The sequence below is a fragment of the Streptomyces stoeckheimensis genome (assembly GCF_045822005.1).
Taxonomy (GTDB): domain Bacteria; phylum Actinomycetota; class Actinomycetes; order Streptomycetales; family Streptomycetaceae; genus Streptomyces; species Streptomyces stoeckheimensis.
Genome location: NZ_CP169550.1, coordinates 8,206,708 through 8,231,750 on the forward strand (window position 1 = coordinate 8,206,708; position 25,043 = coordinate 8,231,750).

Here is a 25,043-nt window from a genome sequence, read left to right on the forward strand (position 1 = left end):
TGTGCTGAAACAGCATCAACTCCTTCTCCGGCCCGTACACTCTGCCGCACGTGGTGGAGGGGGCAAAAGGATGTCGCAGGTCACGGAACCGAGAAGCTGGAACACTCAGCCCCTGCTGGAGCGGGAGGCGGAAGTCCTCGCGATCCAACGCGCGGTGGACGTGCTATGCGGCATCTCGGGCAATGGCTCGGCCACCCGCAGCGGGGGTGTGCTGACCTTCGCCGGATCGGCCGGCATAGGCAAGTCCACCCTGCTGAACGAGGCCCGCCGTCACGCCGCCGACCGCTCCTGCACCGTGCTCTTCGCGCGCGGCGGCGAGCAGGAGCGGCAGGTTCCGTTCCACGTGATGCGCCAGCTCATCCAGCCGGCCCTCGCCGCCATGAGCGAGGACGAACGGCGCGACGCGCTCGGCAACTGGTACGGCATCATCGCCCCCGCGCTCGGGCTGACCGCCGCCCCGAAGGGTCCGACGGGGCCCGACCCGCAGGGCGTGCGCGACGGACTCGACTGGGTGGTCACGCATTTAGCGGTACGCAACGCCCCCGTCGTGCTGATCGTCGACGACGCGCACTGGGTGGACGCGGAGTCCCTGAGCTGGCTCACCTCCTTCGCGGCGCGCGCCGAGGAACTGGCCATGCTGATCATGGTGGCCTGCCGGCCCGACGAGATCCCCGCCGACGCGGGCGCACTGCGCGCCCTCATGGGACGTCAGGGGACGCGCCCGCACGAGCTGGCTCCCCTGACCACGAGCGCCGTCGCGCGCATCGTGCGCGACGCCCTCGGTGAGAACGCGGACAACGTGTTCTGCCGCGAATGCTGGGCGATCACCGGCGGAAACCCCTTCGAGGTGGTCGAGCTGGTCATGAAGGGCCGCGACCGGGGGCTGAAGCCGCACCAGGGCAACATCCCCCAACTGCGCGACCTGGCTTCCGCGGTCAAGGGCAGCGGCCTGATCGACCGGCTCGACCAGCTCGGCCCGTCCACCGTCCGGCTCGCGTGGGCCGCCGCCGTGCTCGGCACCGCGGTCCCCCTCGGTATCGTCGGTGGCGTGGCCGCCCTCGGTGAGGCGCAGGCCGCCGAGGCCATCGACCGGCTGCGGGCCGCGCGCATCCTGACCGTCCTCACGGGCGTACGGCGCAAGGAAGTCGTGGAGTTCTTCCACCCGCTCATCGCCACCGCCGTGTACCGCTCGATTCCGCCCGGTGTACGCGTAGCCATGCACGGGATGGCCGCCCAGGCCGTGATCGACGACGGGCAGGGTTCCGCGGCCGCCGCCCGCCACCTGCTGGAGATGCACCCCGAGGGCGACCCGTGGGTCGTACAGCAGCTGCGCCAGGCCGCGCGCGAGAGCTTCTCCGCGGGCGCTCCTGATGCCGCGCGCCGCTACCTGGCACGTGCCCTGCGCGAGCCCCCGGAGGTGGAGGACCGCGCCGAGGTCCTGTTCGAACTCGGATCCGCCAACCTCCTGCACGACCCCGCGACGACGATCAACCAGCTCAGGGCCGCGCTGGAGGAGCCCAAGACCGACCAGGCCCTGCGCGAGGCGATCACGTACCGGCTCGCCCAGGCGCTCGGGCACACGGGTCAGCTGGGTCTGGCGGCAGGGCTCCTCGCGGACGAGGCCCGGCGTGCCACGAGCTCCCGTACGCGGCTGCGCATGCAGGCCGAGCAGTTCAAATGGAACGCCGTCCGGTTCGACGAGGAGAACTCGCCCGCCCGCTCCCGGCTCCTCGCCCAGTTCGCCAAGCGGCTCACCGGCCGGGGTCTGCCCGAGCGGCACATCCTCGGTCTGCGGGCCTGGGACGCCGCGATGCGCGGCGAGCCGGCCTCCATCGCCCTGGAGTACGCGGAACAGGCGCTTGACGGTGGCATGAGCTGGACCGACCAGGACTTCGGCTTCGAGGTGCCCGCCGTCCTCGCGGTCACGCTCATGTACTGCGACCAGCCCGGCCGGGCCGAGGACCTCTTCAACACCGCGATCATCGAGTTCGAGGGGAAGGGCTGGCGCGGCGCGCACCTGTCGTTCGTCTACACCCTGCTCGGCTACGTCCGCTACCGGCGCGGGCAGCTCGCCGAGGCCGAGGACTTCGTACGCAACGGCCTGCAGATCGCCGACCGCGTCGGCACCGGTATCCCGGCGCAGTGGTACGCGATCGGCACCCTCATCGAGACCCTGCTCGCCCGGGGGAACACCGCTGAGGCCCAGCGCATCGCCAAGGCCTACAAGCTGGCGGACGGCTTCCCCCAGGCCGTGGTCTATCCCGATCCGCAGGCCGTGTGGGGCAAACTGCTCCTGGCCCTGGGCAGGATCGACGAGGCGGAGCACCACCTCACCGCAGCCGGCCGGCGGCTGGACCTGCGCGGAACGCGCAACCCCTCGTGGAGCCCATGGCAGTTGGACTTGGCGCTCGCACAGGCAACGCACGCACCCGAGCAGGCACAGGCCACGGCGGCCGAAGCGGTCGCAAGGGCCCGCGCGTTCGGGACGTCCAGCGTGATCGGACACGCCCTGCGCGTCGCGGCCGCGGCCACGGACCCGTCCCAGGCGGCGGGCCTGCTGCAGGAGGCGGTGGAGCACCTGGAACAGTCTCCGGCCGCCTGCGAACTCGCGCACGCGCTCATCGACCACGGTATGGCCCTGCACGCCATCGGCGACCCGCACCAGGCGGCACAACAGACCTACCGGGGCATGGAGTTGGCCGCCGACTGCGGCGCCGACGGGCTCGTGAGCCGGGCCAGGACCCAGCTGGCCTCGGCAGGTCTGCGGCCCCGCCCCCTGCGCACCTGCGAGCAGGACACCTTGACCGTCGCCGAGCTCACGGCTGCCCGCCACGCCTCGGCGGGGATGGACAACAGGGCGATCGCCGCGGCGATGCACACCAACGCCCAAGCGGTGTCCGAGCTGTTGTCCGCGGTCTTCACGAAACTGGGCACCGACCGGCACGGACTGCACCGGGCGCTCGGAGCCTGATCGCACGGCCGGCCCGGAGGGGAGCCCGGGCCGGCGCCCTGTTCCTCAGGCGGGATCGTCGGTGCCTTCGTCCGGCACCGCGGGCTCCTCGGTCTCGGGCTTCCCCGGGGGAAGGAAGGCGACCGCCACGGCCGCGGCGAGCAGTACTGCCGAACCCGCGTAGAACGCGGCCGACACGGCATCGGTGACCGCACCCTTGAGCGCGGGCAGCAGATCGGCCGGGATCCCGGCAGGCAGGCGGGCGCCCTCCTGGGTCGCCTCCACCGTCTTGCCGATCGACCGCTCGACCTCGTCGAAGCGCTCGGGAGGGATGCGGGCGTCCCGGTGCAGGACCTCCTCCAGCCGTGCGCCCTGCAGGTGCGCCACGATCGCGCCCATGACCGCCAGCCCCAGCGCCGCGCTGATCTCCCGGGCGGTCTGCATCACCCCGGCCGCGTAGCCGCGCATCCGGCTGGCGGTGCCGTGCAGGGCCGTCATCCAGGCAGGGCTGACACAGAGGCCCATCCCGATGCCCATCACGCAGTAGAAGGCGACCAGCCACGCGTAGTCCTGCCGGTGCAGTGCCACCGCCGAGCCGAGCAGGGCCGCCACGCACAGGACCATGCCGATGCCGAGGGGGACGCGCGCTCCCAGGCGGTCGTAGAGCCTTCCGCCGACAGGAGCGAACAGGATCGTGGGCAAAGTGAGCGGCAGTACGGCGACACCGGCTTCGAAGGGCGACAGTTCCATGACGTCCTGGAGCCAGATGACCCCGAACACGGCGAATCCGACGAACGCGAAACGGACCGTGGAGATCACGGCCGTGCCGACCGCGAACTCTTGGTGCGCGAACAACTCGAAGTGGAGCAGCGGATGGGCGATCCGGCGTTCGCGCACGATCAGGAGGGTCAGCAGCACGACACCGGCGCCGAGCAACGTGATGACGGCGATCGAGGCCCACCCCCAGTGCCGGGCCTGCATGAGGGCCATGACCACGCACACCAGCCCGCCGATCAGCAGCGGTGCGCCACCCCAATCGACCCGTTCGCGCCGAGGTGGCTCGCCGGTGAGCAGGAGGCGCGCGAGGGCCACCGCGGCGATGCCGATGGGAGGGTTGACGAAGAAGATCGCGCGCCAGGAGAACTCCGAGGTGAGCAGCCCTCCGACCAGGGGGGCCATGCCGTAGAAGAGGGTCGAGACGCTGGAGGAGATGCCCATGGCCTGGCCGCGCTGCCCGCTGTCGAACTCCTTGTAGACGAGTACGTGGGAGGCGGGCCGGAGGAGCGCCGCACCGGTGCCCTGAGCGGCGCGCGCGGCGATGAGCCAGGCTTCGGACTGGGCCAGGCCCGCAGCGACCGATGCCACGACGAAGAGCAGGGTCCCGATGCGGAAGGTGCGCTCGTGCCCCAGGACGTCCCCGAGGCGTCCCCCGAGTGCACTCACGCCTGCGAAGCTGAGCAGGTACGCATTGATGATCCACTGGAGTCCGGTGGTCGAAGCGCCCAGGTTCCGCTGGATGGTCGGCAGGGCGACCAGCACGGCCAGAGCATCGATGGCGATCATCGACGAAGCGCAGGTCATCGCGCCCAGGACCCACCACCGGTGACGCCTGGCCAGGAATTGCCGCAGCCGTTCCACCCGTTCTCTTCCGGTAGATCCAGAGTGACGGACACCAGCGGAGCGGACGGGAGCCCGGTCCGCACCGGGGAGACGGCAAAACGTATCAAAAGGGGATGCTTGTGGCAGGCGGGACACTCCGCGTTCCCGGCCCGCTTCCCGGCCCGCCGCTTCCCGGCGCGATCAGTGCGGAGTGCTCCGATGCCCGCCCGTCTCCGTCGGGGCGGCCTCGTCGGTCACCCGGGTCCCCGGATGCAGCAGCGCACACAGGAACGCCAGGCCCAGGGCGATGGCCATCCCGGAGAAGACCCACTGGTTGCCCGCGGCGTAGTCCGCGCGGATGGCGCGGCCGGAGGTCCGTATCAGTGTGGCCGCGGGCCCGTCTCCGGTCGGCCGGCGGTCGTCCGGATGGCCGGTGATCGCCTCCGCGACGCCGCGCGCCGCGCTGCGGGCCTCGCCCTCCGGCATGCCGGTCGCGGTGAGCGTCGAGGTGACCCGGCTGGTCGTGGAGTGGACGAGGATCGTGCCGAAGACCGTCATGCCCAGGGCGGAGGCGTAGTTGCGCACCGTCTGGGTCAGGCCGGTGACCTCGCCGTACGAGGAGTCGATCGCCCGGTTCACGGCGTCCGTGGAGGCCGGGGAGAGCAGGAAGCCGATGCCGGCTCCGGCGAGGCAGACGTAGGGCCACTGGTCGTGGGCCGACAGGACGGTCAGTTTCCACGCCCACAGGGCGAATCCCAGACAGCCGAGCGCCGAGCCGATCAGCATCGCGGGGCGGGCACCGCGCTTGTCGAGGATCCTGCCGCCGGCCTGGGCCGCGAGAGCGAAGCCCGCGAAGAAGTACAACAGGTAGAACCCGGCCTGATACGTCGAGGCGCTGAGCGAGATCTGTGCGTACACCGAGGCGAAGAACATCACCGGGACGAACGCCAGCATCGCGCAGAAGAGCACGAGGACGTCGGCCGTGAACGCCCGGTCGCGGAAGACGCGCAGCTTGATGAGCGGATCGACGGTCAGCAGTTCGTGCCGGCAGAAGAGCACGATCAGGGCCAGCCCGCCGATGATGCACGCCCATGTCGCGAAGGCGCCCCAGCCCCAGGACGGAGCCTGCTGCAGCCCGAGGACGCTCAACCCCAGGCCGGAGGCGACGAGTGCGGCGCCCGGCACGTCCAGGCGTTCGGGCCGCCGCGGGTTCGGGATGCGCGCGGATGCGATGAGGACGAGCGAGACGAGTGCGATGGGGAGGTTGACCCAGAAGATGGCCCGCCAGGTCCAGGTGGTCAGGACACCGCCGAGTAGCGGGCTGACGACGGTGAGCGAGCCGGCCACGACGTAGAACACGGCCAGGGCCCTGCCCCGTTCGTTGACGGGGAAGGAGCCGACGACGATGGCGACGGCGGCCGGGAAGAGCAGGGCCGCGCCGATCCCCTGGAGGGCACGGGAGAGCACGAGCCAGCTCTGGGCGAAGTCTCCCACCGGCGCCGCACTGCACAGCAGGGACGCCCCGGCGAAGACCACGGTGCCGACGACCACCATGCGGCGGTGCCCGAAGATATCGGCGAGGCGCCCGCCGAGTGCGAAGAACGCGGCGAGGGCGAGCAGGTAGGAGTTGACCACCTGCTGCATGCCGGACGAGCTGAGGTCGACGTCATCCGTGATGTTCGGGGCTGCGATGCTGACGATCGTCTGGTCCACGAAGATCATCGAGACGGCGAAGAGCATGGCCGCCAGGGTCAGGACCCGTCTAGGGCCACCATCCCGCCCATGGGTGTTCCCCGACGGGGAGCCGGCCGGTATGCCGTCGTCGGGGCCCCCCTCGGCCCCTCCGCCGCGAGCACCCGGGCAGGCACCCCCGGCGGTGCCCCCACTGCCGTTCACACGTCCCATCCTCCCCGCGGGGGATCGGTCGCGCACACCGGGGCTGGGCCCCGGCGAGGGCGACGGTCCGTGTGCGGTGGCCTCCAGCGCCTATTCGAGCCGGTGGGCCAAGGCGTGGTGCTAGGTGACCGGCGGTCCGGTCAGGGCCGGTGGCGGTCGTGACCGCGGCAGACGGGCGCGCGGGTGGCCGCGTGGGTGGAGGTGCCGAGGAACGTGGCCCTGTAGCAGTCAGGGGCGCTCTTCCCGCCCGGGACCGCGCAGGTGGCCTCGCCCCGGCCGTCGCCCGTCTCGATGCAGAGCACCTTCGAGCCCGTCGAGAACAGGACTTCCTCGCCCTCCAGGGGCCGGCCCCCACTGGTCAGCCGGGCCTTCAGGGTGGCACCGGGGTGGCTCAGCGCACCCGGTGCGCCCTCGTCCTTCCCGTCGCCCTGAACCTTCAACGTCAGACCGGCCGGGGTCGTGCCGACGGTCCTGGTCCCGATGGCGATCCCCAGCGGCATGTCGAAGCCGTCGATCGGGGGCTCGATGACGGTGTTGGTGGCGGCGTCGATCGCCGAGACGCTGTCGTTCCCGGAACTGGTGACGTAGACGCGCGAGCTGTCCGGGGTGACCGCCACTCCCATGGGCTCTTGTCCGGAGGGGACGTCGGCGATGACGGCGGGCGGGGTGACGGTGAGGTCGATCACCGACACGTTGCCGGCGCCGAAGTTCGCGGTGTACGCACGCCTGCCGTCCGGGCTGACCGCCACGTCCGCCGGGCTCGTCGTCCCCCCTCCGACATTGATGGTGTGGACGACGGTGTCGTTCGCGGTGTCGATCACCGAGACCGTTCCGTCCCCGAAGTTGGTGACGTAGACGCGTGTGCCGTCCGGGTTCGCCGCCACGCCTTGGGGGAACGAGCCGACGGGGATGGCGTGTTCGACGGTGTTGCTCACGGTGTCGACCACGGCCACGGCGCCCACGTCGAAGGAGGGGCGGACGGCGATGTACGCCTTGGTGCCGTTCGCCGCGAGCGCCAGGTCTTGGGGGTTGTTCCCGACGTCGAAGGTGGTGACCTGCACCGGGACGTCCACGGTGTCGACCACCGACAGGGAGCCGTCGTTCTCATTGGTGACGTAGGCCCGGTTGCCGTCCGCGCTCACCGCCACGGCCGTGGGGTTGTTGCCGACGTCGACGGAGAGGAAGCTGTCGTCGGTGGGGAAGACGATCGCCATGGTGTTCGCCAGCGCGTTGGCGACGTACACGCGCGTGCCGTCCGGGCTCACCGCCACACCGTTGGGGTCGGCATCGGGCTCAGTGCTGACGGCGAAGGTGCCGGCGACGGAGTTGTCGACGGTACTGATCATCGTCAGGCGGTCCGACCCGCCGTTGGCGACGTAGGCGAAGGTGCCGCTCTGCGCGCCGAGCGGCGGTGTGGTGGCCGCCGAGGCCGGGGCCGCCAACGAGGCCAGCACGGCCAGTCCCGCCATCCACCCCCGTGCGGGCTTCAACCACCGGCCACCCGCGGGGCGCGGCCCCAGTGGCTCCTGTTCCGCCTCGTTCAGGACCGTGATGGCCGACACCATGAAAGACCTCCTGCAGTGGACGACACCGGTGCGCGATCAGCCAGGGGACGCCGGGGGATGAGCCGATGCCCGTCAGGCCCTTCTGCGACCGCCGCGAGCCCTGGAACCCGCCGCGCCCGATGACGCTAGGAGCGGCGGACGCGGCCATGCGCCCGACACCCTCGGACGGGAACCGTTCGGACGATCCGAATGGGCCGTCCGGCTCCGACGGTGGCCCGGTCATCGGCGGGGCCGGACGGCTTGGCCCGCCCCGCTGCGCCGTGGTCGCACCGCGTCGGGTGCCGATGCCGGGGCAGGTGTCGGGGCGGCTCCACCCGGACTCACCGTGCGCGGTGCCCCTCCGGCGGGGCGGACGCGGGCCACACTGGGGGAACGGGCTTCGGGCGGTCTCCCGAGAGGCCCGGAGACCCAACCCGGCGGAGGGGATTCCGGCCGGTACCGGCAACCTCCGTCGATCGGGCACCTCCACATGAGCGAACTCACTGTCACGGCTCCGAGGAGACTCCTGGCCGGCGGCCTCCTCTGGGCATCACTGGTCCAGATCTTCATCGTGAACAACGCCGTCGTCATGCCCCGCGCGTCGCGACAGAGCCTGACGGACGAGATCATTTCGGCGCTCGGCGTCACTCGGTGCGCGCGGGTCGAGGGCATCCGGTTCTGCTCTCCTTGGCACGAGGCCGCGAACACCGCCTGGGTCGTCGGTGGGCTGTGCCTGGCCCTGGGCGCGGTTCTCAACACGGTGCTCCTCCCGGCCGGCCGGCGGCGGGCCGTGACCACCGGCGCCTTCGTCCTCAGCGGACTGGGGCTCGTCTCGGCCGGACTCAACCCCTACAACCTCCGTCTGGCACTCCACCTGCTTTCCGCCGGGACGTGCTTCATCGCCGGGGCGGTGGGCGTCCTGCTGCTCGGCAGCGGGTTCCGGCACATGGGCCGTTCCGCCTGGGGAGTGACGGGCATGGTGTGCGGGGTGGTGTCCCTCGTGGGCACCGCGGTCACCGCGGTGCATCCGGCGCCCTCGTTCCAGGGGCTGTTCGAGCGGGCGTCCGCGTGGCCCAGCGTGTTGTGGATCATCGGTACGGGGGTGGTCCTGGCACGTGCGGCCTGGCGGACGTCCCGCCATCTGGACGACCGGCCCGGGGCCCGCAGGGCACGGCGCAAGGAGGCCTGAGGAGTCCGGTGGGGGCCTTGGCCATTAGCCCGCGTGAAGTGCCGATCTGCCGCAGGCTCGGCATGCCGCACGGCCTCTCCCCGCCGGTCCGCGAGGATGTGCCGCAGGGGCAGGCGGCTACCCCCGACGGCCACCCTCCGCATACGAAAAGTGACCTCTGATCATGCCTTCTCCAGAGCCGGATCCAGAGCCGGATCCAGGACCGGAACCGTTTCCGCCCGCTCGGGTGGGGCCGGGCAGTGATTTCGCCCGACTGGCCAAGAAGATCAGGGCCGCCGGCCTGATGGACCGACGCCCCGCCTACTACGCCCTGCGCATCGCCGTCGTCACCGCGCTTTACGTCGCGGGCTGGGCAGCGCTCGTAGTGATCGGCGACAGTTGGTGGACGCTGCTGGACGCGGTCTTCCTCGCCTTCGTGTTCGGGCAGGTCGCCCTGCTCGCCCATGACATCGCGCACCGGCAGGTCTTCCGGCTGCGCCGGGCGACCGAAGTCTCGGGACGCCTCGTCGGGAACCTCTGCATCGCGATCGGCTACGGCTTCTGGCGGGACAAGCACACCCGCCACCACACCCACCCCAACAACGAGGAGCTCGACCCCGACATCCATCCCAGCGTCATTCTCTGGACCCAGGGCCAGGCGCGCGCCGCGCAGGGGCTGCCGCGGCTCGTGGCCCCCGTCCAGGCGTTCCTGTTCTTCCCCCTCCTCACGCTGGAAGCGTTCAACCTCCGCCTGGGCTCGATCCGGTCACTGGGGGACAGGTCCCTGAAGGACCGGGGGTGGGAGGCGGGCCTGCTCGGCGCACACTTCGCCGCCTATCTGGGCGCCCTGTTCCTGGCGCTTCCGCCCGGCAAGGCGATCGCGTTCCTCCTGGCCCACCAGTGTCTCTTCGGCATCTACCTCGGCTCCGTCTTCGCCCCCAACCACAAGGGCATGCCGACCCTGCGGGGCACGGACCGGACCGATTTCCTACGCCGCCAGGTACTGACCTCGCGCAACGTCCGGGGCGGCCGGATCATCGACATCCTCTTCGGCGGCCTGAACCATCAGATCGAGCACCACCTCTTCCCAAGCATGCCCAGCCCGCACCTGCGCCGGGCCCAGGCCATCGTCCGCGGCCACTGCCAGGAGCTCGGGATCGGCTACCTCGAGACCAGCCTGACCGAGTCCTACCGACAGGCCCTCGCCAGCCTCCACCACGCGGGCGCCCCGCTCCGGGAAGCCCGCACGACCTGATGAGCCGAGCTTTCTCGGGGGCCCTGCACAGCCCGCGCCGCACGGTGCCCGACACCGGCACCCGCATCGAACTCCTCGGGAACAGCCCCGACAAGCTGGAGTCGATCGTCATGGTCCGGCCCGCAAGCGAAGCTGGATGTCAGTCGAGCGGTACGGCCGCGAGGCGGTCGACGGTATGGGGGTAGAGACGGTTGCCGCGCTGGACGATCATGGTCGGGCCGTCGGGCATGTTCACGGCGCCCGCGGCGAGCGTCCACGCGACGCGGCGGGCGGCGACGTCCACCGCGATGACCGCCTGACCGTCGCCGCCGACCGCCGCGTAGAGCTCCCCGCGGAACGGGGCGGGAGGCGCCAGCATGGAGACGTACGCGCCCGGGTCGTGGGTCCACAGCTTCTTCCCGGTCGACTCGTCGAAGGCCTGGAGCGACCCGTCCGCCACGTACACCGTGCCGTTCACGCAGACGGGTGCGCTCAGCAGCTTCGTACCCTCCGGCTCCAGCTTCCAGGCCACCGCTCCCGTCACCAGGTCCACCGCGGTGATCCGCTCCTCGAAGTCGAAGACGTGGCGGTCCGAGGCGACCGGGGGGTTGATGCCTCCCGATCGGTCGGGTGAGGCCGCCTCCTGGTCGGTGCGGACCCGGCAGGTCCACAGGACGCGGCCCTCGCGCAGGTCGACGGCGAAGACGCGTGCGGGGTCCGAGCAGAGCAGGCGGCCGCCGGAGATGATCGCCGACATCATGAGCGAGCCGAGCGAGTCCAGGACGGCGCCCTCGATGCGCGTGCGCCAGCGCAGCTTCCGGGCGCCCAGCTCGTAGGAGAGCAGCCAGGCCTCCTCCTGCTGTCGCTGGTCATCGGAGCGGAAGTAGGCCTTCAGGTAGAGGCATTCGGCGTCCGCGGCGAGCAGCTGGGTGGTCTGGGCGAGGCCGCCCAACACGGCCGGGTCGGCCGCGTCGGCGGGGAGACGGCCGGTGGCCGGGTCCAGGAATCCCGCGCTCGCGTTGCCGTCGTCGTCGAAGACGAAGCCCACGAGCCGGTCTCCCGCCACGGCCACGTCGACCTTCGCGGTCTGGGTCTCCCACAGGATCCGGCCGTCGGCGGTCGAGATGCCGCGCAGGACGTCGCTCGTGTGGATCAGGACCTCGTCGGACGCGACGGCCGGGGAGGCCGAGAACGGGGACGGAACCGACCACAACGGGGCCGGTGGGGAGCCCGGCGGCCGGGAGCTCCGGCCGGAGCCGGGCGACGCCGTGCGGTTCCCCGAGCCGGAGCCGGAGCCGGGCCCTGAACCGGGGCCCGCGCCGGGGAGGTTCCCGGTGGCCCAGAGCGCCGAGGCGCCGGCCGCGGTGGTGAGCGCGGTGGCCGCCGCGCCCGCGATCAGGGTGCGGCGGGAGAGCGCGGGGCGCGGGGCGGGGGCGCGCAGCGGGGCGGGGGCGACGGCGGCGACGTCACCGATCCGGCGGGACAGGTCGGCGAGGAGCGCCTGCGGCAGCAGCTCCGCGAACTCTCCGGGGTCGAACGGCCCCCACTCGTCGCGCAGTCGGCCGGGCGCGGGCCGGTCGCCCGGTTCCGGTGACAGGCAGGCGCTGAGCGTCCCGCGCAGCCCGTCCGGCAGGCCCGTCAGGTCGGGGTCGGCCCCGTGCCGCAGCAGTTCGAGGGTGCTCTGCCGGCCGCGGGCGTCGTAGGGGCCGTGACCGGTCGAGGCGAACACGAGGACCGCCGCGAGGGCGAACACATCGCCTTCCGGGCCGGGCGATTCCCCGCGCGCCTGCTCCGGTGACATGTACGCCGGTGTGCCCGCGAGCCCCCCGGCCTCCGTGAGGCGGGGGCTGCCCGGGGCCTGGGCGAGCCCGAAGTCGATGAGCCGGGGGCCCTGCGCGGTGATCAGTACGTTCGACGGCTTGACGTCCCGGTGGACGAGTCCGGCACGGTGCAGGGCGGCGAGTGCGGCGGCGAGTGCGGAGCCGAGTCCGCGGACGACCGGTTCGGGCAGCGGCCCCCCGGCCGCCACCGCCTCCGTCAGCGAGGGCCCGATGAGGTAAGCCGTCGCCAGCCAGGGCCGTGCCGTGTCGGTGTCGGCGCCGAGGAAGGCCGCCGTGTGCTCCGCTCCCAGGGTTCGTGCGGCCTCGGCCTCCAGAGTCAGCCGCTGACGGTAGCCGGGCTGGTCGCGCAGGTCGGACCGGACGGTCTTGACCGCGGCGAGACGGCCGCCGGCGGTGCGGGCCAGGAAGACGGTCCCCATGCCGCCGGCGCCCAGCCGGCCGAGGAGCGTGTACTCCCCGAGCCGTTCGGGATCGTCGGGCAGCAGGGGCAAGAGCGTGGACATGACCGGTGGACTCCTTCGGGGCGGCGGTCGTACCTGGTCAGTCCGTCGGGAGGGCGACGACGGCGGACGGGCGGGCGACGAGCAGGGTGCCGGGGGCCGCGGCGAGTTGGAACGGTTCCCGGGCCTCCACCCCCGCGAGACCGGTCTGCCACAGCCGTTTGCCCGAGGGGAGGCCGGTCGCCGTGACCTGGTGCAGGGTCGCGAGGTAGAGGGTGCGTCCGGAGTCGCTCGCGGTCATGCTCCCGAGCATGTTCCACGCCAGGTTCTCGGTGAGCGTCTGCTCCCACCGCGTCCGGCCGGTGTTCGGGTCGACGGCGACGATGGGGCCCGTGCCGTCGTCGGTCAGGTACAGGGTGTCGCCACTGAAGAGGGGTGGGGCGTTGGTCCCGGCGACCAGGGCCTGCGACTCCCACAGGCGGGTGCCGGTCTTCAGGTCGTAGGCGTGGGCGCGACCGCGGGAGAGCAGGAACAGTCGGCCGCCGCCCGCCGGGTCCACCACGGAGGCGGGGCCGCCGTGCACGTCGGGGTAGGAGCGGTTCCAGAGCATGCGTCCGCTGCTCCGCTCGAAGCCCGCGATCGTGAGGGTCCGGACGGCCGTGACATTCCGGAACATCTGCTGGGGAACCTGCACCTCCACGACGACCGTCTCGGGTCCGACGGCGGTGGCGAGTTGCGCGTTGCCGAATCCGCTCGGCAGCGGGGTGCGCCACAACTCCTTGCGCTGGTCCAGGTCGAACGCCGCCAGCAGGTATCCGGCTGTAGGACTCCCGTCCCCCAGGAGCAGCCACGCGGTGGCGCCGTCGGCGGCGAGCACCCCCGCGAGCCGCTCGCTTCGCTGGAGCCACTGGGTACGGCCGTCCCGCATCGAGCAGAGCGACAGCCCCTCGCGCGTGGCCGTCAGGAAGCGGTCGCCGTGCACGTGGACGGGCGGGGTGCTGCCGCCGGCGGGCAGCTGCCACACCTCCTTGCCGGTGCGCAGGTCGTGCCCGTACAGGACGTCGCCACGCGTCATCAGACAACGGTCGGCGCTGCTCACCGGGAGGAGCCGGGTGCGGGCCGTCGGGTCGTCCAGGCGCCACAGGGCGGCCGGCGGCATGCCGGGCACGCGGAGGGTCGTACCGGAACCGCTCCCTGCCGTGGCCGGTCCGGTGCGGCCGTCCGCGCGGGTCAGGGCGGACCAGGCGAGGGTTCCGGAGACTCCGAGGGCGGCGCCCGCCGTGCCGGTCAGCAGGCCGGACAGGACCCGACGGCGGGTGGGCCGGGCGGCCGGGGCGGGGGGCGGGGGAGTCGCCACCTGGATGGCGGGGGGCGGGGGCTCGTGCGCATCGGCGTCCGCCGGGGCCCGGTCGTCCGCATGCCCGTCCCCTTTTCCGTCCGCGTCCGCGTCCGCGTCCGCGTCCGCATCGACATCCACATCCGCATCGGCCATCTCCAGGTCGGCGATCGCCTGCGTGCGTACGGCCAGTGCGGCGACGACCCGGCCGGGCAGCGGGTCCGGTGTCCGCTCCGCGTCCTGCCCGCCGGGGGCCAGCGTCCGGCACAGCTCTGCGGCGGTGGGACGGTCATCCGGGGAGGCGGCCAGCGCCGCGGCCACCACCTCGCCCAGTTCTCCCGGCAGTTCGGGCAGTTCGGGCCGGTTGTGCAGGGCGCGGTAGGCCAGCACGGGCGGCGGGCCGTCCCCGAAGGACAGCCGCCCGGTGGCCGTGTGGAGCAGCAGCACCGCCAGCGAGTACACGTCGGCAGCGGTGGAGGAGGGTCGTCCCGCGGCCACTTCCGGGGCCATGAAGGCGGCGGGCACGGTCGACACCCGGCTGTGCGGTTCGGGCCGCCCGGGCTCTGCCCGGGGTCGCTGCCCCTGCCCCTGGCCCCGTAGCCGGTCCGGTTCGTGAGGCGAGCGCGGGGACGGCATGCGGCAGGCGTGCACGGCCATCAGCAGCGGGCGGCCCGTGGTGAGCCAGACGCCGTCGGGTGCCACCGCGCCGTAGCTGATGCCCCGGGCGTGCAGGGCGGCCAGGGTGTCGGCGATCTCCGCGGCGAGCCGCACGGACTGTTCCAGGGGCAGGGTGCCGGACTCCGTTCCGGGCCGCCGCCCCACGTCGGAGAGGGACACCGCAGGGGTGTGCACGAGGGCCACCCACGCGGGCTCGGTCCCGGTGTTCAGGTCCAGTACGGTCGGCACTCCCGGCACGGGCCCGCGGCTCAGGGTCTCGGCCGCCCGGTACGCGGCCGGGGGCAGCAGGCACACCACGGCGTGCCCGTGGTTCCGGTCGCGGCCGACGTACATGCCGCCCCGCGGCGGCACCGGCCGGGGGCCGGGCCAACGGGCCAGCAGCCGGTACGGCCCGGCCGACCGCGGGTCTTCCGGGCGCAAGCCCTCCCCGAGACGTCCGCCCCCCATGCGCTCCCCCCTCACCTCGTGGCCCCGCCGGGGGCCGGTCACATGCCCGGCAGGGCACGGACCGCGCTGCCGCGTTGCCAGATGACGCCGCCTCCGGCGACCGTTCCCCGCCAGGGAACGTCGGCCCGGACCTCCCCGGCGGGGGAGGGCGCGAACACGTACTGTTCGGCTGCCCGCCCGCCGTGCACCACGAGGATGCCGAGCTCGGGCCTGCGCAGCGGCACGAAGATCCCGGATCCCGATACCAACGGAGCCTGGTCCCGGGCCAGTTCCTCGGCAGCCGGCACGGTCCAGGCGGGGGCTCCGGTCTTCATGTCGATGCTCCGGAGCTGGCGGCCGTCGGCGACGTACACGGTGTCGCCGGCCGACGTGGGCACGCCGAAGCCCGCGCCGTCGTCCGCGGGCAGGGTCCACAGCTGTTCGCCGCGCCCCCGGTCCAGGCACGTCAGCGTCCGGTCTCCGGCCCCGCCCAGCAGCACTCCGCCCGCGGACAGGGCCGTCCGCGAGCCGTCGGTGCCGGCGGGCCGCCGCCACACGGTGCCGCCGTCGGCGGAGGACAGGGCCACCACCCCGCCGTCGGCGGAGGCCAGGAACAGCCGCCCGTACCCGGCGGCCGCCGGGAACACCGTGCCCGACACCGGGGCGGGCACGCGCCAGCGCACCGCGCCGTCCGCCCGCTCGAGCGCGGCCAGGCGGCCGTCGGCGTCGAGGACGTACACCTGGTCCTCGTCGGCGGCGAGCAGCCCGGTCACCCCCTTCAGGGCGCGGTGGCGGACCGTACCGCTGCCGTGGTCGAGGAACAGCAGGGTGCCGTCCGGGTCCAGGGCGACGGGTCGGCGGCCGCCGACGAGGTCGCGCACCACCGGTCCGCGCCAGCGCCGTTCGCCCGAAACCGGATCGTGGAGGAGGAGCGTGCCGTCGCCGTCCGGGAAGCACACCCGGCCGTCGACGTCGGCCGGCCCGAAGGACGGCTGCGCCGCGGCGCCGTCGTACGACCACAGGGGCGCCGGCACCGTGCCGGGAGGGCCGCTCCAGCGAGGGGCCGGGGCAAGGGTGCGGCCGGGGCCGTCGTCCACCCGGAGGGTGCGCAGGGCGGTGGCACCGGTCGCCGCGAGCAGTACGGCGGCCCCGGCGCCGGTGAGCACCCTGCGCCGGGTCGGCAGCCGCCGGCCGGCTCCCAGAGCGGCTGCGGCCCGTGCGATCTCGGCGGCGTCCGCGACCACCGTGGGTGGCAGCCAGCGGGTGGCGGCGCGCAGGGCGGCGCCCTGCGGGTCGAGTTCCGCAGCCACCTCCGCGGCGGCGAGCCGGTCCTCCGGCTGCTTCTCGAGGCAGCCGCGGATCACGGGCGTCAGCCCGGCCGGAACGCCGGTGAGGTCGGGGGCCTCGTAGGCGATGCGGAAGTCGGAGCGGACCGGGTCTCCGTCGTAGAAGGCGTGCCGGCCGGTCAGCGCGAAGACGAGCAGCGCGCCGAGGCAGAAGACGTCGCTGGGCGGCCCGAGGGGACCCTTCACCACCTGCTCGGGCGACATGTAGCCGGGCGTTCCGGGGCGCTGTCCGGTCGCGGTCAAGGTGGCGTCGCCGGTCACCCGGGCGATGCCGAAGTCGACGACGCGGGGGCGGTCGGCGCCGAGGATGACGTTCGAAGGCTTCAGATCGCGGTGCACGACCCCGGCCGCGCCAAGGGCCGTCAGGGCCCGGCCGAGCGCCCCGGCGAGGACGCGCACGGCGGGCTCGGGCAGGGGCCCGTACCGCAGTACGGCGTCGGCGAGCGTCGCGCCGGGGACGAATTCAGCAGCTATCCACGGCACGTGCTCGGCGGTCGAGGAGCCGAGCACGTTGGCCACGAAGGGGCTGCGGACCGCCGCCGCCGCGGCGGCCTCGCGGGTGAACCGATCCCGCAGGCCCACGTCGCGGAAGAGTTCGGGCCGGATGGTCTTGAGGGCGACCGGACGCCCCCGGCGGCGGGCGAGGTAGACCGTCCCCATGCCGCCGGCCCCGAGCACCCCCAGGATCCGGTGACCGCCGAGCTGCGCGGGCGTACCGCCCGGCAACGGGGCGATCACTGGTGTCATGGCGTTGATCGTATGCGTGCGGTCGTCAACCAGCCTTGCAATCAACAAAGTTGACGTACACCCCGGACGGGCGGGGGTGCGCCTCTGCTTCAGCCGGTCTGGGCGAACTCGTTCGCGAGGCGGGGGATGTAGTCGGCGAGGGCCGGGGCCCAGCAGGCGTAGGTGTGATCGCCCTTGCAGGTGGGGGACAGGGCGGAGCCGTTGCCGTAGTTGACGAAGCGGTTCGGGATGCCCAGTTGGTTCAGGCGGTTCGCGACGTTGGTGGAGGCGACCGCCGTCTTGCCGTCGATCAGACCCTGGTTGCCGGTGTAGAGGGTGACCCCGGTGTCGGCGAGCTTGCCCAGGTTGGCGAGCGAGGCGGGGTTGACCTCGTTCCAGATCCGGTCGTTGAAGATCGCGTACGGCGAGCCGAAGATCGCGTCGCTGTCCACCACCGGCCCGTAGCCGGTGCAGTTGCCGGTACCCGAGGTGGTGGAGGCGCACCAAGCACCGGTCAGGTTGAGCTCCGTGGCCAGCACCGCGGCACGGACCTCCCACAGGCCGAAGTCGATGCCCCCGGACAAGGAGGCGACGCGCCCGAACAGGTCGGGGCGGGACTGGGCGTAGTGCAGGGCCCCGAAGCCGCCCATGGACAGGCCGACGACCGCACGGTGGCCGCGGTCGGGCAGGGTCCGCAGGTTGGCGTCGATGAAGGGGACCACCTGCAGGAGGTGGAAGGTCTCCCAGTTGGCGGCTCCCTCGGCGGTGTTCTGCATGCGCCAGTTCGCGTACCAGCCCTTCAGGCCGCCGTCCGGTACGACGGTGATCATCCGGTCGTCCCGCAGGGCCGGGGCCGCGGCGGCGTCGTCCACGGTGCCGCCACCGCCGTGCAGGAAGTACGTCACCGGCCAGCGCTTGCCCGGCTCGGCGTAGTAGCCGCTCGGCAGGAAGATGCGTACCTTGTGCCGGCCGGAGAGCTGCGGCGTGGTGACGGTGAGGGTGAAGTCGGTCGCGGAGCGCACCTCGGCGGCTCCGGCGACCTGGGTCAGACCCTGCCCGTCGGCGAAGGCCGGGATCGTGGGGGCGTCGGCGACGCCGGCGGCGTGGGCCGCGGAGCCGGTGAGGGCGGTCGCGGCGACCGTCGCCACGGCGGCGGCGGTCAGCGCGGTGGCCCGTACCGCGGCGCGGAAGCCGGCCGCGCCGCCGGTGAGTAGGGATCGCACGGTGGCTCTCCTTTCTGTGAGGCTGGTCTTGCGGCGGGTCAGGAGCAGACGCAAGAGCAGGAGCAGGAGCAGGGTCAGGAGGGCGTCTCGCACAGGGCGGTGGTCAGGGTCTTGTACATCTGCGCGCCCGGGATGTTCGTGACGAGATGTGCGTTGGTCACGACGGAGGCGTGCCGCCCGTCCTCGGTCACGAGCGTCTGAGAGTAGTAGCCGGGGACGGCTCCGTCGTGTCCCCAGGCCGTACCTCCGCAGGGCAGGGCGGTCTTGAACATCCCGAGGCCGTAGCCGTTCCCCGAGCCGGGCTGACCGAGCTCGAAGGTCTTCTCCATCTCGGCGAGGTTCGCGGGCGAGAGCGCCGTGCCGTCGACGATCGCCTGGTAGAAGGCGGTCATGTCCCGGAGCGTGGAGATGACGGCGCCGGAGCCGTAGAAGGTGGACGGTTCGAACGCCGTTCCGTCCAGCCAGAAGAAGAACGAGCCGATCCGGGTACCCCGGTAGCCGTGGATCGCCGGGCTCGGCACGGCGCGGTCCGTGGGGGCGGGGAAGCGGGTGTGGGCCAGGCCGAGCGGCTGGATCACCTGCTGGGTGACGGCCTGGTGCAGGGGCAGGCCGGTGATCTTCTCGATCAGCATGCCCAGGATCTCGTAGTTGGTGTTCGAGTACTGGAAGGCGGCGCCCGGCTGGGAGGCCGGGGCGAAGCGCAGCCCGTCCTGTACCAGGGCCGCGAGCGTGTACGAGCCGTCCGGGCGGGCCTGGGCGAGCGGGAGGCCGTTCACCGGTATGCCGCTGGTGTGCTGGAGCAGGTGCCGGACGGTGATCCGGTTCCCGTCGTAGCCGTTCACGGAGACCACACCGGGCAGGTGCCGCTCGATGGGGTCGTCGAGGCCGATCCCGTTCGCCTCCGCGAGCTTCAGTACCGCGACGGCGGTGAAGGTCTTCGACTGGCTCCCGACGCGGTAGTACTCGTCCGGGGCGATCGGATCGTTGGTGTTGACGGTGGCCGTGCCGGTGGAGAGGTTCCACGAGGCGTCGCGGGTCCCCGCGTACACGCCCGCCCCCGGACCGCCGCCCGCCTTGAGCTCGTTCAGGGCCGCGAGCGTGGCGGAGTGGTCCGCGGTCGCCCGGGCCGGGGTCTGCGTCCGGGCCTGCGCCTGCGCGGCCGTGGGTACGGCCAGGAGCGCACCGGCCACACCGAGGACGAGGGAGAACCGTAACGCGGTCGGCTTCAACTTCATCATCGAACCTGCTCCTCGTGGAGGGAGTGGAGGGAGTGGAGGGAGTGGAGGGAGTGGAGGGAGTGGAGGGAGCGGAGGGAGCGGAGGGAATGGAGGAAGGCGTCTGCCGGAACTGCCCGTATTGCCGGAAGGGGAGCGGCTTCGCCGTGCGTCCCCATCGGGCTCAGGACCAGCTCTGGTACGGAAGGCTGTTGCACGCCCAGGTACGGAAGCCCTGGGAGCTGTCGTCGATGCAGCGCGAGGTGTGCTGGTTCTGGAAGCGGACGGTGCCGTCGTCCCAGACCTTGATCCACCAGCTCTGCTCCGGGCTGGAGTTGCAGACCGCGGTGCGGAAGCCGCTGTTGGTGTCCTCGATGCAGCGGCCGGTGTTGATGTTCGCCAACTGGCGGGTCCCGTCACCCCAGACGTGCACGCTCCACTGCTGCGGATTCGAGCCGTTGCAGCTCCAGGTGCGGAAGCCGTTGGCGGTGTCGTCCATGCACCGGCTCGTGGCCTGGTTCCGGAAGGACTGGACGGCGTCGTACGTCCTTGCCTGGACGGCGGTGCCGGCCCCGCCGGCCGAGCCGGAGGTGGCGGAGGTGGCGGAGGTGGCGGCCAGGGCGCCGGTCGCCGGGGTGAGGGAGGCGAGGGCAAAGGCCCCGCCGAGCAGAAGAGTTCGTGTGACGCGCATGTGATCCGTCGTCTCCTTCGTGTCCGTGGGACTGGCTGGGCCACAAGCTAGGAGTCGGGGGAGGGGGTTGGGCACCCGGAACCATCCGGAGTGACACAGCGGCGTTCGCGACGCCCTGCGGCAATGTCGCACGATCGAGGGGCGGCCCACCGAAGACCGCCCCGTCCTAGCTCATCGCCGGCCCGGCATCGTTCAGCCAGGCCCACTCCGACCACGTGGAGAAGCCGGTCTGCCACCGGTGGTAGACACCGGCGTGGCTGGTGGCGAGCACCTCGATGCGGCCGTCGGCGTTGGCGCCGGCGGCGATCTCGGTGCCGCCGCCACCGAAGGTCTCCCACTCCGAGAACGGGGCGTTCGGGCGCGTCTGCCAGGCGTGGCTCGCGGCGTTGGCGTTGATCGCGTACACCTCGACCCGGCCGTCGGCCGACCGCGCGACGGTCAGTTCGGCGTTGGTGATGCCGCCCATGCCCGCCCAATCCGACCACGAGGTCGGGCTGGTCTGCCAGCGGTGGAACACGCCGTTGGCATTGGAGGCGAACACCTCGAGCCTGCCGTCCTGGTTGTAGCCGGCGGACAGGTCGTGACCGCCGCCCCCGAAGTTCTCCCAGGCGGACCAGCCGCCGTTGACTCCGGTCTGGTAGAGGTGCTCGAAGGTCGCGTCGGAGAGTGCGAAGACCTCGAGGCGCCCGTCGGCCGCGGTCTCGATGGCGAGCCGGGAGTTCGCCGGGCCGCCGGCGGTGCCCTCCCAGTTGGCCCAACCGCCGCTCGGTGCGGTCTGCCACCGGTGGAACACGCCCGTCGTGTTCGAGGCGAACACCTCGATGCGGCCGTCGGCATTGTTGCCCGCGGCCAGTCGGTATCCTCCGCCGCCGAAGTTCGCCCAAGCCGACCAGCTCCCGCCGGGTGCGGTCTGCCACATGTGGTCGAAGGTGCTGTCCGACAGCGCGAACACCTCCAGCCGGCCGTCCGCGTTGGCTGCCACGGCCAACTGCGCGTTGCGCGGCCCCCCTTCGAAGCGCCACTGCGACCAGTCGCCGTTCACCGCCGTCTGCCACGCGTGGTACACGCCGTCCGCGCCGGCGGCGAAGGCCTCGAGCCGCCCGTCCGCGGACCGCCCGGTGGTCACCCGGCCCGACGCGTACGGGTGCTGGGGGCCGCTTGCGCTCGTACCGGACCACAGGGCGTTGGCGATGAGTGCCGCGTCGCCCGCCTCGATGGCGTACAGGCCGCGCAGGTCCTCCCTCGGCCGCTGAACGTGCCAGCACACCTCTCCGATCGCCTCGTTGTTCCACGAGCCGCCCGGATACATCCGTTCCACCTCGTCGAAGAAGGCGTTGGTGGCGTAGGCCGGGTCCAGACGCTCCTCCCGGGTTCCCCACCAGTCCTGCTGCTGGAACAGCCCGAGGCTGGTGTAGTCGACCGCCTGGGCGTAGTTGTTGAGGCTGGACTCCACGATGACCGTGGCGATGGCGATGGTCGCGGCCCGCTGGTTCAGGCCCCGGTCCTTCACCGCCTGCGTCACCTTTCGCGCGCAGGACACCTTGTAGGCGTTCATGTAGCCGGCCATCTTCGCCTGCAGCTGGGGATTGAGCTGGTCGGCCATGATGCCGTCGGTGGCCGACGGGCCGGCCGGATCGCACGGCACGGTCGGAATGGCGAAGCCCTGCGGGCCGCTGAAGTACCGCGAGACGCCGGAGCGGTCGCCGCCCGGGCCCGGAACGGGTGCGGGCGACGCGGCGGAGGCGACCGAGGCGGTCATACCGATGACCAGCGCCCATATGCCGGCCGCGAAGGCCAGTCTGGTGAACATGCGGCACAAGCCGGATATCGCCATGGTGTTCCCTTCTGTCGTGAAGTGAAGTGCGCGGTATCCGTTCGGCCTTCGGCTGCCGACCGCGGCGGCTGCCCTGTCCGACGCGCATCGGGCAGCGGCCGGAGGAGTCCGGGCACACAGAGTTCACCGGGCACCATCGCCCGTGTCACTCCGGATCGTTCCGGATGCTTCTGCGGCGCCCCGGCGACTACCTTGTCGACCGCATCGGCTGACACCTCGACGACGCCGGCGGCGGTCCGGCAGCTCCCCCCACCCGCCCTTAGTCGAGGTGCGCACACCTGTCAGTCCGGAACCTTCCGGGGTCTGCGGACCCGTGCACCGTTGCTACCTTCCAGACGCATCGTCAGGCTCCCGACCAGGAGGACACAGTGAGCGCGCAGCACCCCAGCCGCAGGAACATCCTGAAGACCGCCGGTGGCCTCACGGCCGCGATGGCCATGGGCGGCGCGGGAGTCCTCGCCGCCGCGTCGACCGCTTCCGCCGTCGGTGACATCCCCGGCCTGCACATCACGGAACGCGGCGAGCAGGATCACCGGATGTGGTACTACCGGTTCCAGACTTCCGCCATCGGCGGCTGGACCCCGGCCGTCAACGTGCTGCTGCCCGACGGCTACCACACCAGCGGGCGCCGCTACCCCGTCCTCTACCTGCTCCACGGCGGCCTGGAGGACTTCATCACCTTCGACCGGTTCCACGACATCCGGGGTCTGACCGCCTGGAAGGACATCATCGTCGTGATGCCCGACGGCGGGCGCGCCGGCTGGTACTCCAACCCGGTGAGCTCCAACATCGGCGCCCGGAACTGGGAGCACTTCCACATCGGGCAGCTGATCCCGTGGGTCGACGCGAACTTCCGCACCTACGCCGAGTACGACGGCCGCGCCGTCTCCGGGTTCTCCATGGGCGGCTTCGGCGCCCTGAAGTACGCGGCCAAGTACTACGGCCACTTCGCCTCGGTCAGCGCCCACTCCGGTCCGGCCAACCTGCGCGGGGGCAATGGCGATCTGGTGACCCACTGGGCCAACGCCTCCTCCGCCGCGGTGGAGCTGAACGGCGGCACCATCTACGGTGCGCCCTTCTGGGACCAGGCCCGGGTCAGCGCGGACAACCCGTGCGAGCGCATCGAGAGCTACCGGAACAAGCGGGTCTTCCTGGTCGCCGGAACCAGCCCCGAGGACATCCAGGGTTACGCCAACGAGACCCTGGTGCTGGCCACCCAGCGGGAGTTCAAGTGGAACCTCGACCGCGTGGGCATCCCCTACGAGCAGCACGAGGTGGGCGGCGGCCACTATGTCCGCCGGGATCTGCTGGAGCACGACATCAACGGCATCATTGACCGGCTGCGCAAGGCGTGAACGGCTCCCTGAGCCGCGTCCTCACGGCCGCTGCCGTACTCCTGTCCGCGCTGTCGGCGCTGGCCGCCACGGGTTCGGCCGAGGCACGGACCGCCGAACTCACCGCGGCCTGCCCGACCACCGGGCCGGTGACCCAGCACTTCCACAGCGGCCACAACGGCGTCGACATCGGTGCCGACGTCGGCACACCGATCTACGCGGTGGGCGACGGCGTGGTGACCATCTCCGGATACGTCGGCGACTACGGCCAGTGGATCCGCATCCTGCACCCCGACGGGAGGATCTCCGAGTACGGGCACATGTCCCGGCGGGACGTCTTCGAGGGCGACCACGTCGTGGCCGGCCAGCAGATCGCCCTCGTGGGCGCGGAGGGCACCAACGTCGACGGCCCCCATCTCCACCTGCGGATCTGGGGGGACCAGTCCACTTCCTACGGCATCGACCCCGAGGCCTACCTCGCGGAGCGCGGCGTCGTGCTGCCGTGCACCCCGGGCAGCGGTCCGAGGCCCAAGCCGTTGGTGCATCCGGCGGAGTCGGGCCGGGTGGTGTCGGCGAGGTCGGCGGACGGACGACTCGAGGTGTTCGCCGCCGGCGCCGATGGTGTGCAGCACGCCTGGCAGCAGGAAGCGAACGGCAACTGGTCGGCCTGGGAGCAGCTCGGCGGGCCGGGCAACGCCGAACTGGCGATCGCCTCCAACGCCGACGGCCGCCTGGAGATGTTCGCCCTGGCCGGCGATACCTTCCAGCACCGCTGGCAGCTCTCTCCCTCCGGCGGCTGGTCGAACTGGGAGACCTTCGGCGGCGGCGGGCGCGACACGGCGGCCGGAGTGAACGCCGACGGCCGGATCGAGGTCTACGCCTCCAACCCGTCCGGCATCTTCCACAGGTACCAGGTCGCCCCCAACGGCGGCTGGTCGGACTGGGAGCCCACCGGCGGAGGCCCCGCCGACGGCCGCCTGGAGATGGAGAAGTCGCCCGACGGCCGGCTGGAGGTGTTCGCCCTGAGCGCCGGCACCTTCCAGCACAAGTATCAGACGGCCCCCAACGGCGGGTGGTCGAACTGGGACGCCTTCGGAGGAGGCGGCCACGACCTCACCGTCGATCACAACGCCGACGGCCGCCTGGAGGTCTTCGCCTCCGGCCCGGAAGGCGTGTTCCACAAGTACCAGACGAGTCAGTCCAGTTGGTCGAACTGGGAGCCGACCGGTGGTCCCGCCGACGCGCAACTCACCAGTGCGCGCACAGCGGACGGACGCGTCGAGGTCTTCGCGATGAACGGCACTACGGCCGTGCACGCCTGGCAGACGGCCGTCAACGCGTCCTACGGAGCCTGGTCCGCCTTCGGCGGAGGCGGCACCGAAGTCACGGCGGTGGCCAACGCCGACGGGCGGATCGAGGTCTTCGGGACCAGCCGCGCCGGCACCTACCACCGATGGCAGACCGGCTTCTCCAGCTGGTCCGACTGGGTCTGGGTCAACGACACCGCCGGCCCCGCCCTCGACTGACGGCCCGCTCCCGACGCCCTCCGACCGCCCCACCCGA

Annotated in this window: 15 protein-coding genes; 5 read left to right on the forward strand and 10 right to left on the reverse strand. The window is 72.3% G+C overall.

Annotation, left to right across the window (positions count from 1 at the left end; all coding sequences use genetic code 11):
* The first annotated feature begins 70 nt into the window (after positions 1 to 70).
* A complete protein-coding gene (locus ACE1OC_RS37335) occupies positions 71 to 2,971 on the forward strand; it encodes an ATP-binding protein (protein ID WP_407840734.1) in 2,901 nt (966 codons plus the stop codon).
* 45 nt (positions 2,972 to 3,016) lie between these two features.
* On the opposite strand, the gene ACE1OC_RS37340 is transcribed toward ACE1OC_RS37335, so the two are convergent.
* The 3 genes from ACE1OC_RS37340 to ACE1OC_RS37350 form a co-directional block, all read right to left on the reverse strand.
* Positions 3,017 to 4,531, reverse strand: a complete 1,515-nt coding sequence (locus ACE1OC_RS37340; protein WP_407840736.1) for an MFS transporter — start codon at positions 4,529 to 4,531, stop codon at positions 3,017 to 3,019.
* A gap of 219 nt (positions 4,532 to 4,750) precedes the next feature.
* Complete coding sequence (locus tag ACE1OC_RS37345; protein WP_407840737.1) at positions 4,751 to 6,289, reverse strand: MFS transporter; 1,539 nt, start codon at positions 6,287 to 6,289, stop codon at positions 4,751 to 4,753.
* A gap of 296 nt (positions 6,290 to 6,585) precedes the next feature.
* Positions 6,586 to 8,010 (reverse strand): beta-propeller fold lactonase family protein, encoded by a 1,425-nt coding sequence (locus ACE1OC_RS37350; RefSeq protein ID WP_407840738.1) that lies wholly within the window; start codon positions 8,008 to 8,010, stop codon positions 6,586 to 6,588.
* A gap of 469 nt (positions 8,011 to 8,479) precedes the next feature.
* Here ACE1OC_RS37350 and ACE1OC_RS37355 point away from each other — a divergent pair, with 469 nt between their 5' ends.
* Both ACE1OC_RS37355 and ACE1OC_RS37360 read left to right on the forward strand, forming a co-directional pair.
* Entirely contained in the window at positions 8,480 to 9,178 is a 699-nt protein-coding gene (locus ACE1OC_RS37355; protein ID WP_407840739.1) for a DUF998 domain-containing protein, read from the forward strand.
* 283 nt (positions 9,179 to 9,461) lie between these two features.
* The gene (locus tag ACE1OC_RS37360) at positions 9,462 to 10,412 is read left to right on the forward strand and encodes a fatty acid desaturase family protein (protein ID WP_407840741.1); all 951 of its coding nucleotides are present in this window, start codon (positions 9,462 to 9,464) and stop codon (positions 10,410 to 10,412) included.
* A 139-nt stretch (positions 10,413 to 10,551) separates the two neighbouring features.
* Here the strand turns inward: ACE1OC_RS37360 and ACE1OC_RS37365 are convergent, their stop codons facing one another.
* The 7 genes from ACE1OC_RS37365 to ACE1OC_RS37395 form a co-directional block, all read right to left on the reverse strand.
* Positions 10,552 to 12,735, reverse strand: coding sequence for a protein kinase domain-containing protein (locus ACE1OC_RS37365; RefSeq protein ID WP_407840742.1), 2,184 nt, complete (start codon positions 12,733 to 12,735; stop codon positions 10,552 to 10,554).
* A gap of 37 nt (positions 12,736 to 12,772) precedes the next feature.
* The gene (locus ACE1OC_RS37370; RefSeq protein ID WP_407840743.1) at positions 12,773 to 15,133 is read right to left on the reverse strand and encodes a PQQ-binding-like beta-propeller repeat protein; all 2,361 of its coding nucleotides are present in this window, start codon (positions 15,131 to 15,133) and stop codon (positions 12,773 to 12,775) included.
* A 38-nt stretch (positions 15,134 to 15,171) separates the two neighbouring features.
* Entirely contained in the window at positions 15,172 to 17,205 is a 2,034-nt protein-coding gene (locus ACE1OC_RS37375) for a protein kinase domain-containing protein (protein WP_407840744.1), read from the reverse strand.
* Positions 17,206 to 17,294: 89 nt separating this feature from the next.
* Complete coding sequence (locus ACE1OC_RS37380) at positions 17,295 to 18,500, reverse strand: alpha/beta hydrolase (RefSeq protein ID WP_407840745.1); 1,206 nt, start codon at positions 18,498 to 18,500, stop codon at positions 17,295 to 17,297.
* Positions 18,482 to 19,645 (reverse strand): serine hydrolase domain-containing protein, encoded by a 1,164-nt coding sequence (locus tag ACE1OC_RS37385; RefSeq protein ID WP_407840746.1) that lies wholly within the window; start codon positions 19,643 to 19,645, stop codon positions 18,482 to 18,484. The genes ACE1OC_RS37380 and ACE1OC_RS37385 overlap by 19 nt, the downstream gene beginning before the upstream one ends.
* Positions 19,646 to 19,805: 160 nt before the next feature.
* Entirely contained in the window at positions 19,806 to 20,312 is a 507-nt protein-coding gene (locus ACE1OC_RS37390) for an RICIN domain-containing protein (protein WP_407840747.1), read from the reverse strand.
* Positions 20,313 to 20,478: 166 nt separating this feature from the next.
* Complete coding sequence (locus tag ACE1OC_RS37395) at positions 20,479 to 22,146, reverse strand: peptidase M23 (RefSeq protein ID WP_407840748.1); 1,668 nt, start codon at positions 22,144 to 22,146, stop codon at positions 20,479 to 20,481.
* A 368-nt stretch (positions 22,147 to 22,514) separates the two neighbouring features.
* On the opposite strand from ACE1OC_RS37395, the gene ACE1OC_RS37400 reads away from it, so the two are divergent.
* Both ACE1OC_RS37400 and ACE1OC_RS37405 read left to right on the forward strand, forming a co-directional pair.
* Positions 22,515 to 23,501 (forward strand): alpha/beta hydrolase-fold protein, encoded by a 987-nt coding sequence (locus ACE1OC_RS37400; RefSeq protein ID WP_250739712.1) that lies wholly within the window; start codon positions 22,515 to 22,517, stop codon positions 23,499 to 23,501.
* Positions 23,498 to 25,006, forward strand: coding sequence for a peptidoglycan DD-metalloendopeptidase family protein (locus ACE1OC_RS37405; protein ID WP_407840749.1), 1,509 nt, complete (start codon positions 23,498 to 23,500; stop codon positions 25,004 to 25,006). Before ACE1OC_RS37400 ends, ACE1OC_RS37405 begins: the two co-directional genes overlap by 4 nt.
* The last annotated feature ends 37 nt before the right edge of the window (positions 25,007 to 25,043 follow it).

Excerpts from the sequence above, each read along its gene's own strand:
- ACE1OC_RS37360 (WP_407840741.1), top strand. The coding sequence starts at position 9,462 with ATGGACCGACGCCCCGCCTACTACGCCCTGCGCATCGCCGTCGTCACC.
- ACE1OC_RS37385 (WP_407840746.1), bottom strand. The coding sequence starts at position 19,645 with ATGATGAAGTTGAAGCCGACCGCGTTACGGTTCTCCCTCGTCCTCGGT.
- ACE1OC_RS37340 (WP_407840736.1), bottom strand. The coding sequence starts at position 4,531 with ATGACCTGCGCTTCGTCGATGATCGCCATCGATGCTCTGGCCGTGCTG.
- ACE1OC_RS37355 (WP_407840739.1), top strand. The coding sequence starts at position 8,480 with ATGAGCGAACTCACTGTCACGGCTCCGAGGAGACTCCTGGCCGGCGGC.
- ACE1OC_RS37370 (WP_407840743.1), bottom strand. The coding sequence starts at position 15,133 with ATGGGGGGCGGACGTCTCGGGGAGGGCTTGCGCCCGGAAGACCCGCGG.
- ACE1OC_RS37390 (WP_407840747.1), bottom strand. The coding sequence starts at position 20,312 with ATGCGCGTCACACGAACTCTTCTGCTCGGCGGGGCCTTTGCCCTCGCC.
- ACE1OC_RS37350 (WP_407840738.1), bottom strand. The coding sequence starts at position 8,010 with ATGGTGTCGGCCATCACGGTCCTGAACGAGGCGGAACAGGAGCCACTG.
- ACE1OC_RS37375 (WP_407840744.1), bottom strand. The coding sequence starts at position 17,205 with ATGACACCAGTGATCGCCCCGTTGCCGGGCGGTACGCCCGCGCAGCTC.
- ACE1OC_RS37335 (WP_407840734.1), top strand. The coding sequence starts at position 71 with ATGTCGCAGGTCACGGAACCGAGAAGCTGGAACACTCAGCCCCTGCTG.
- ACE1OC_RS37365 (WP_407840742.1), bottom strand. The coding sequence starts at position 12,735 with ATGTCCACGCTCTTGCCCCTGCTGCCCGACGATCCCGAACGGCTCGGG.
- ACE1OC_RS37395 (WP_407840748.1), bottom strand. The coding sequence starts at position 22,146 with ATGGCGATATCCGGCTTGTGCCGCATGTTCACCAGACTGGCCTTCGCG.
- ACE1OC_RS37345 (WP_407840737.1), bottom strand. The coding sequence starts at position 6,289 with ATGCTCTTCGCCGTCTCGATGATCTTCGTGGACCAGACGATCGTCAGC.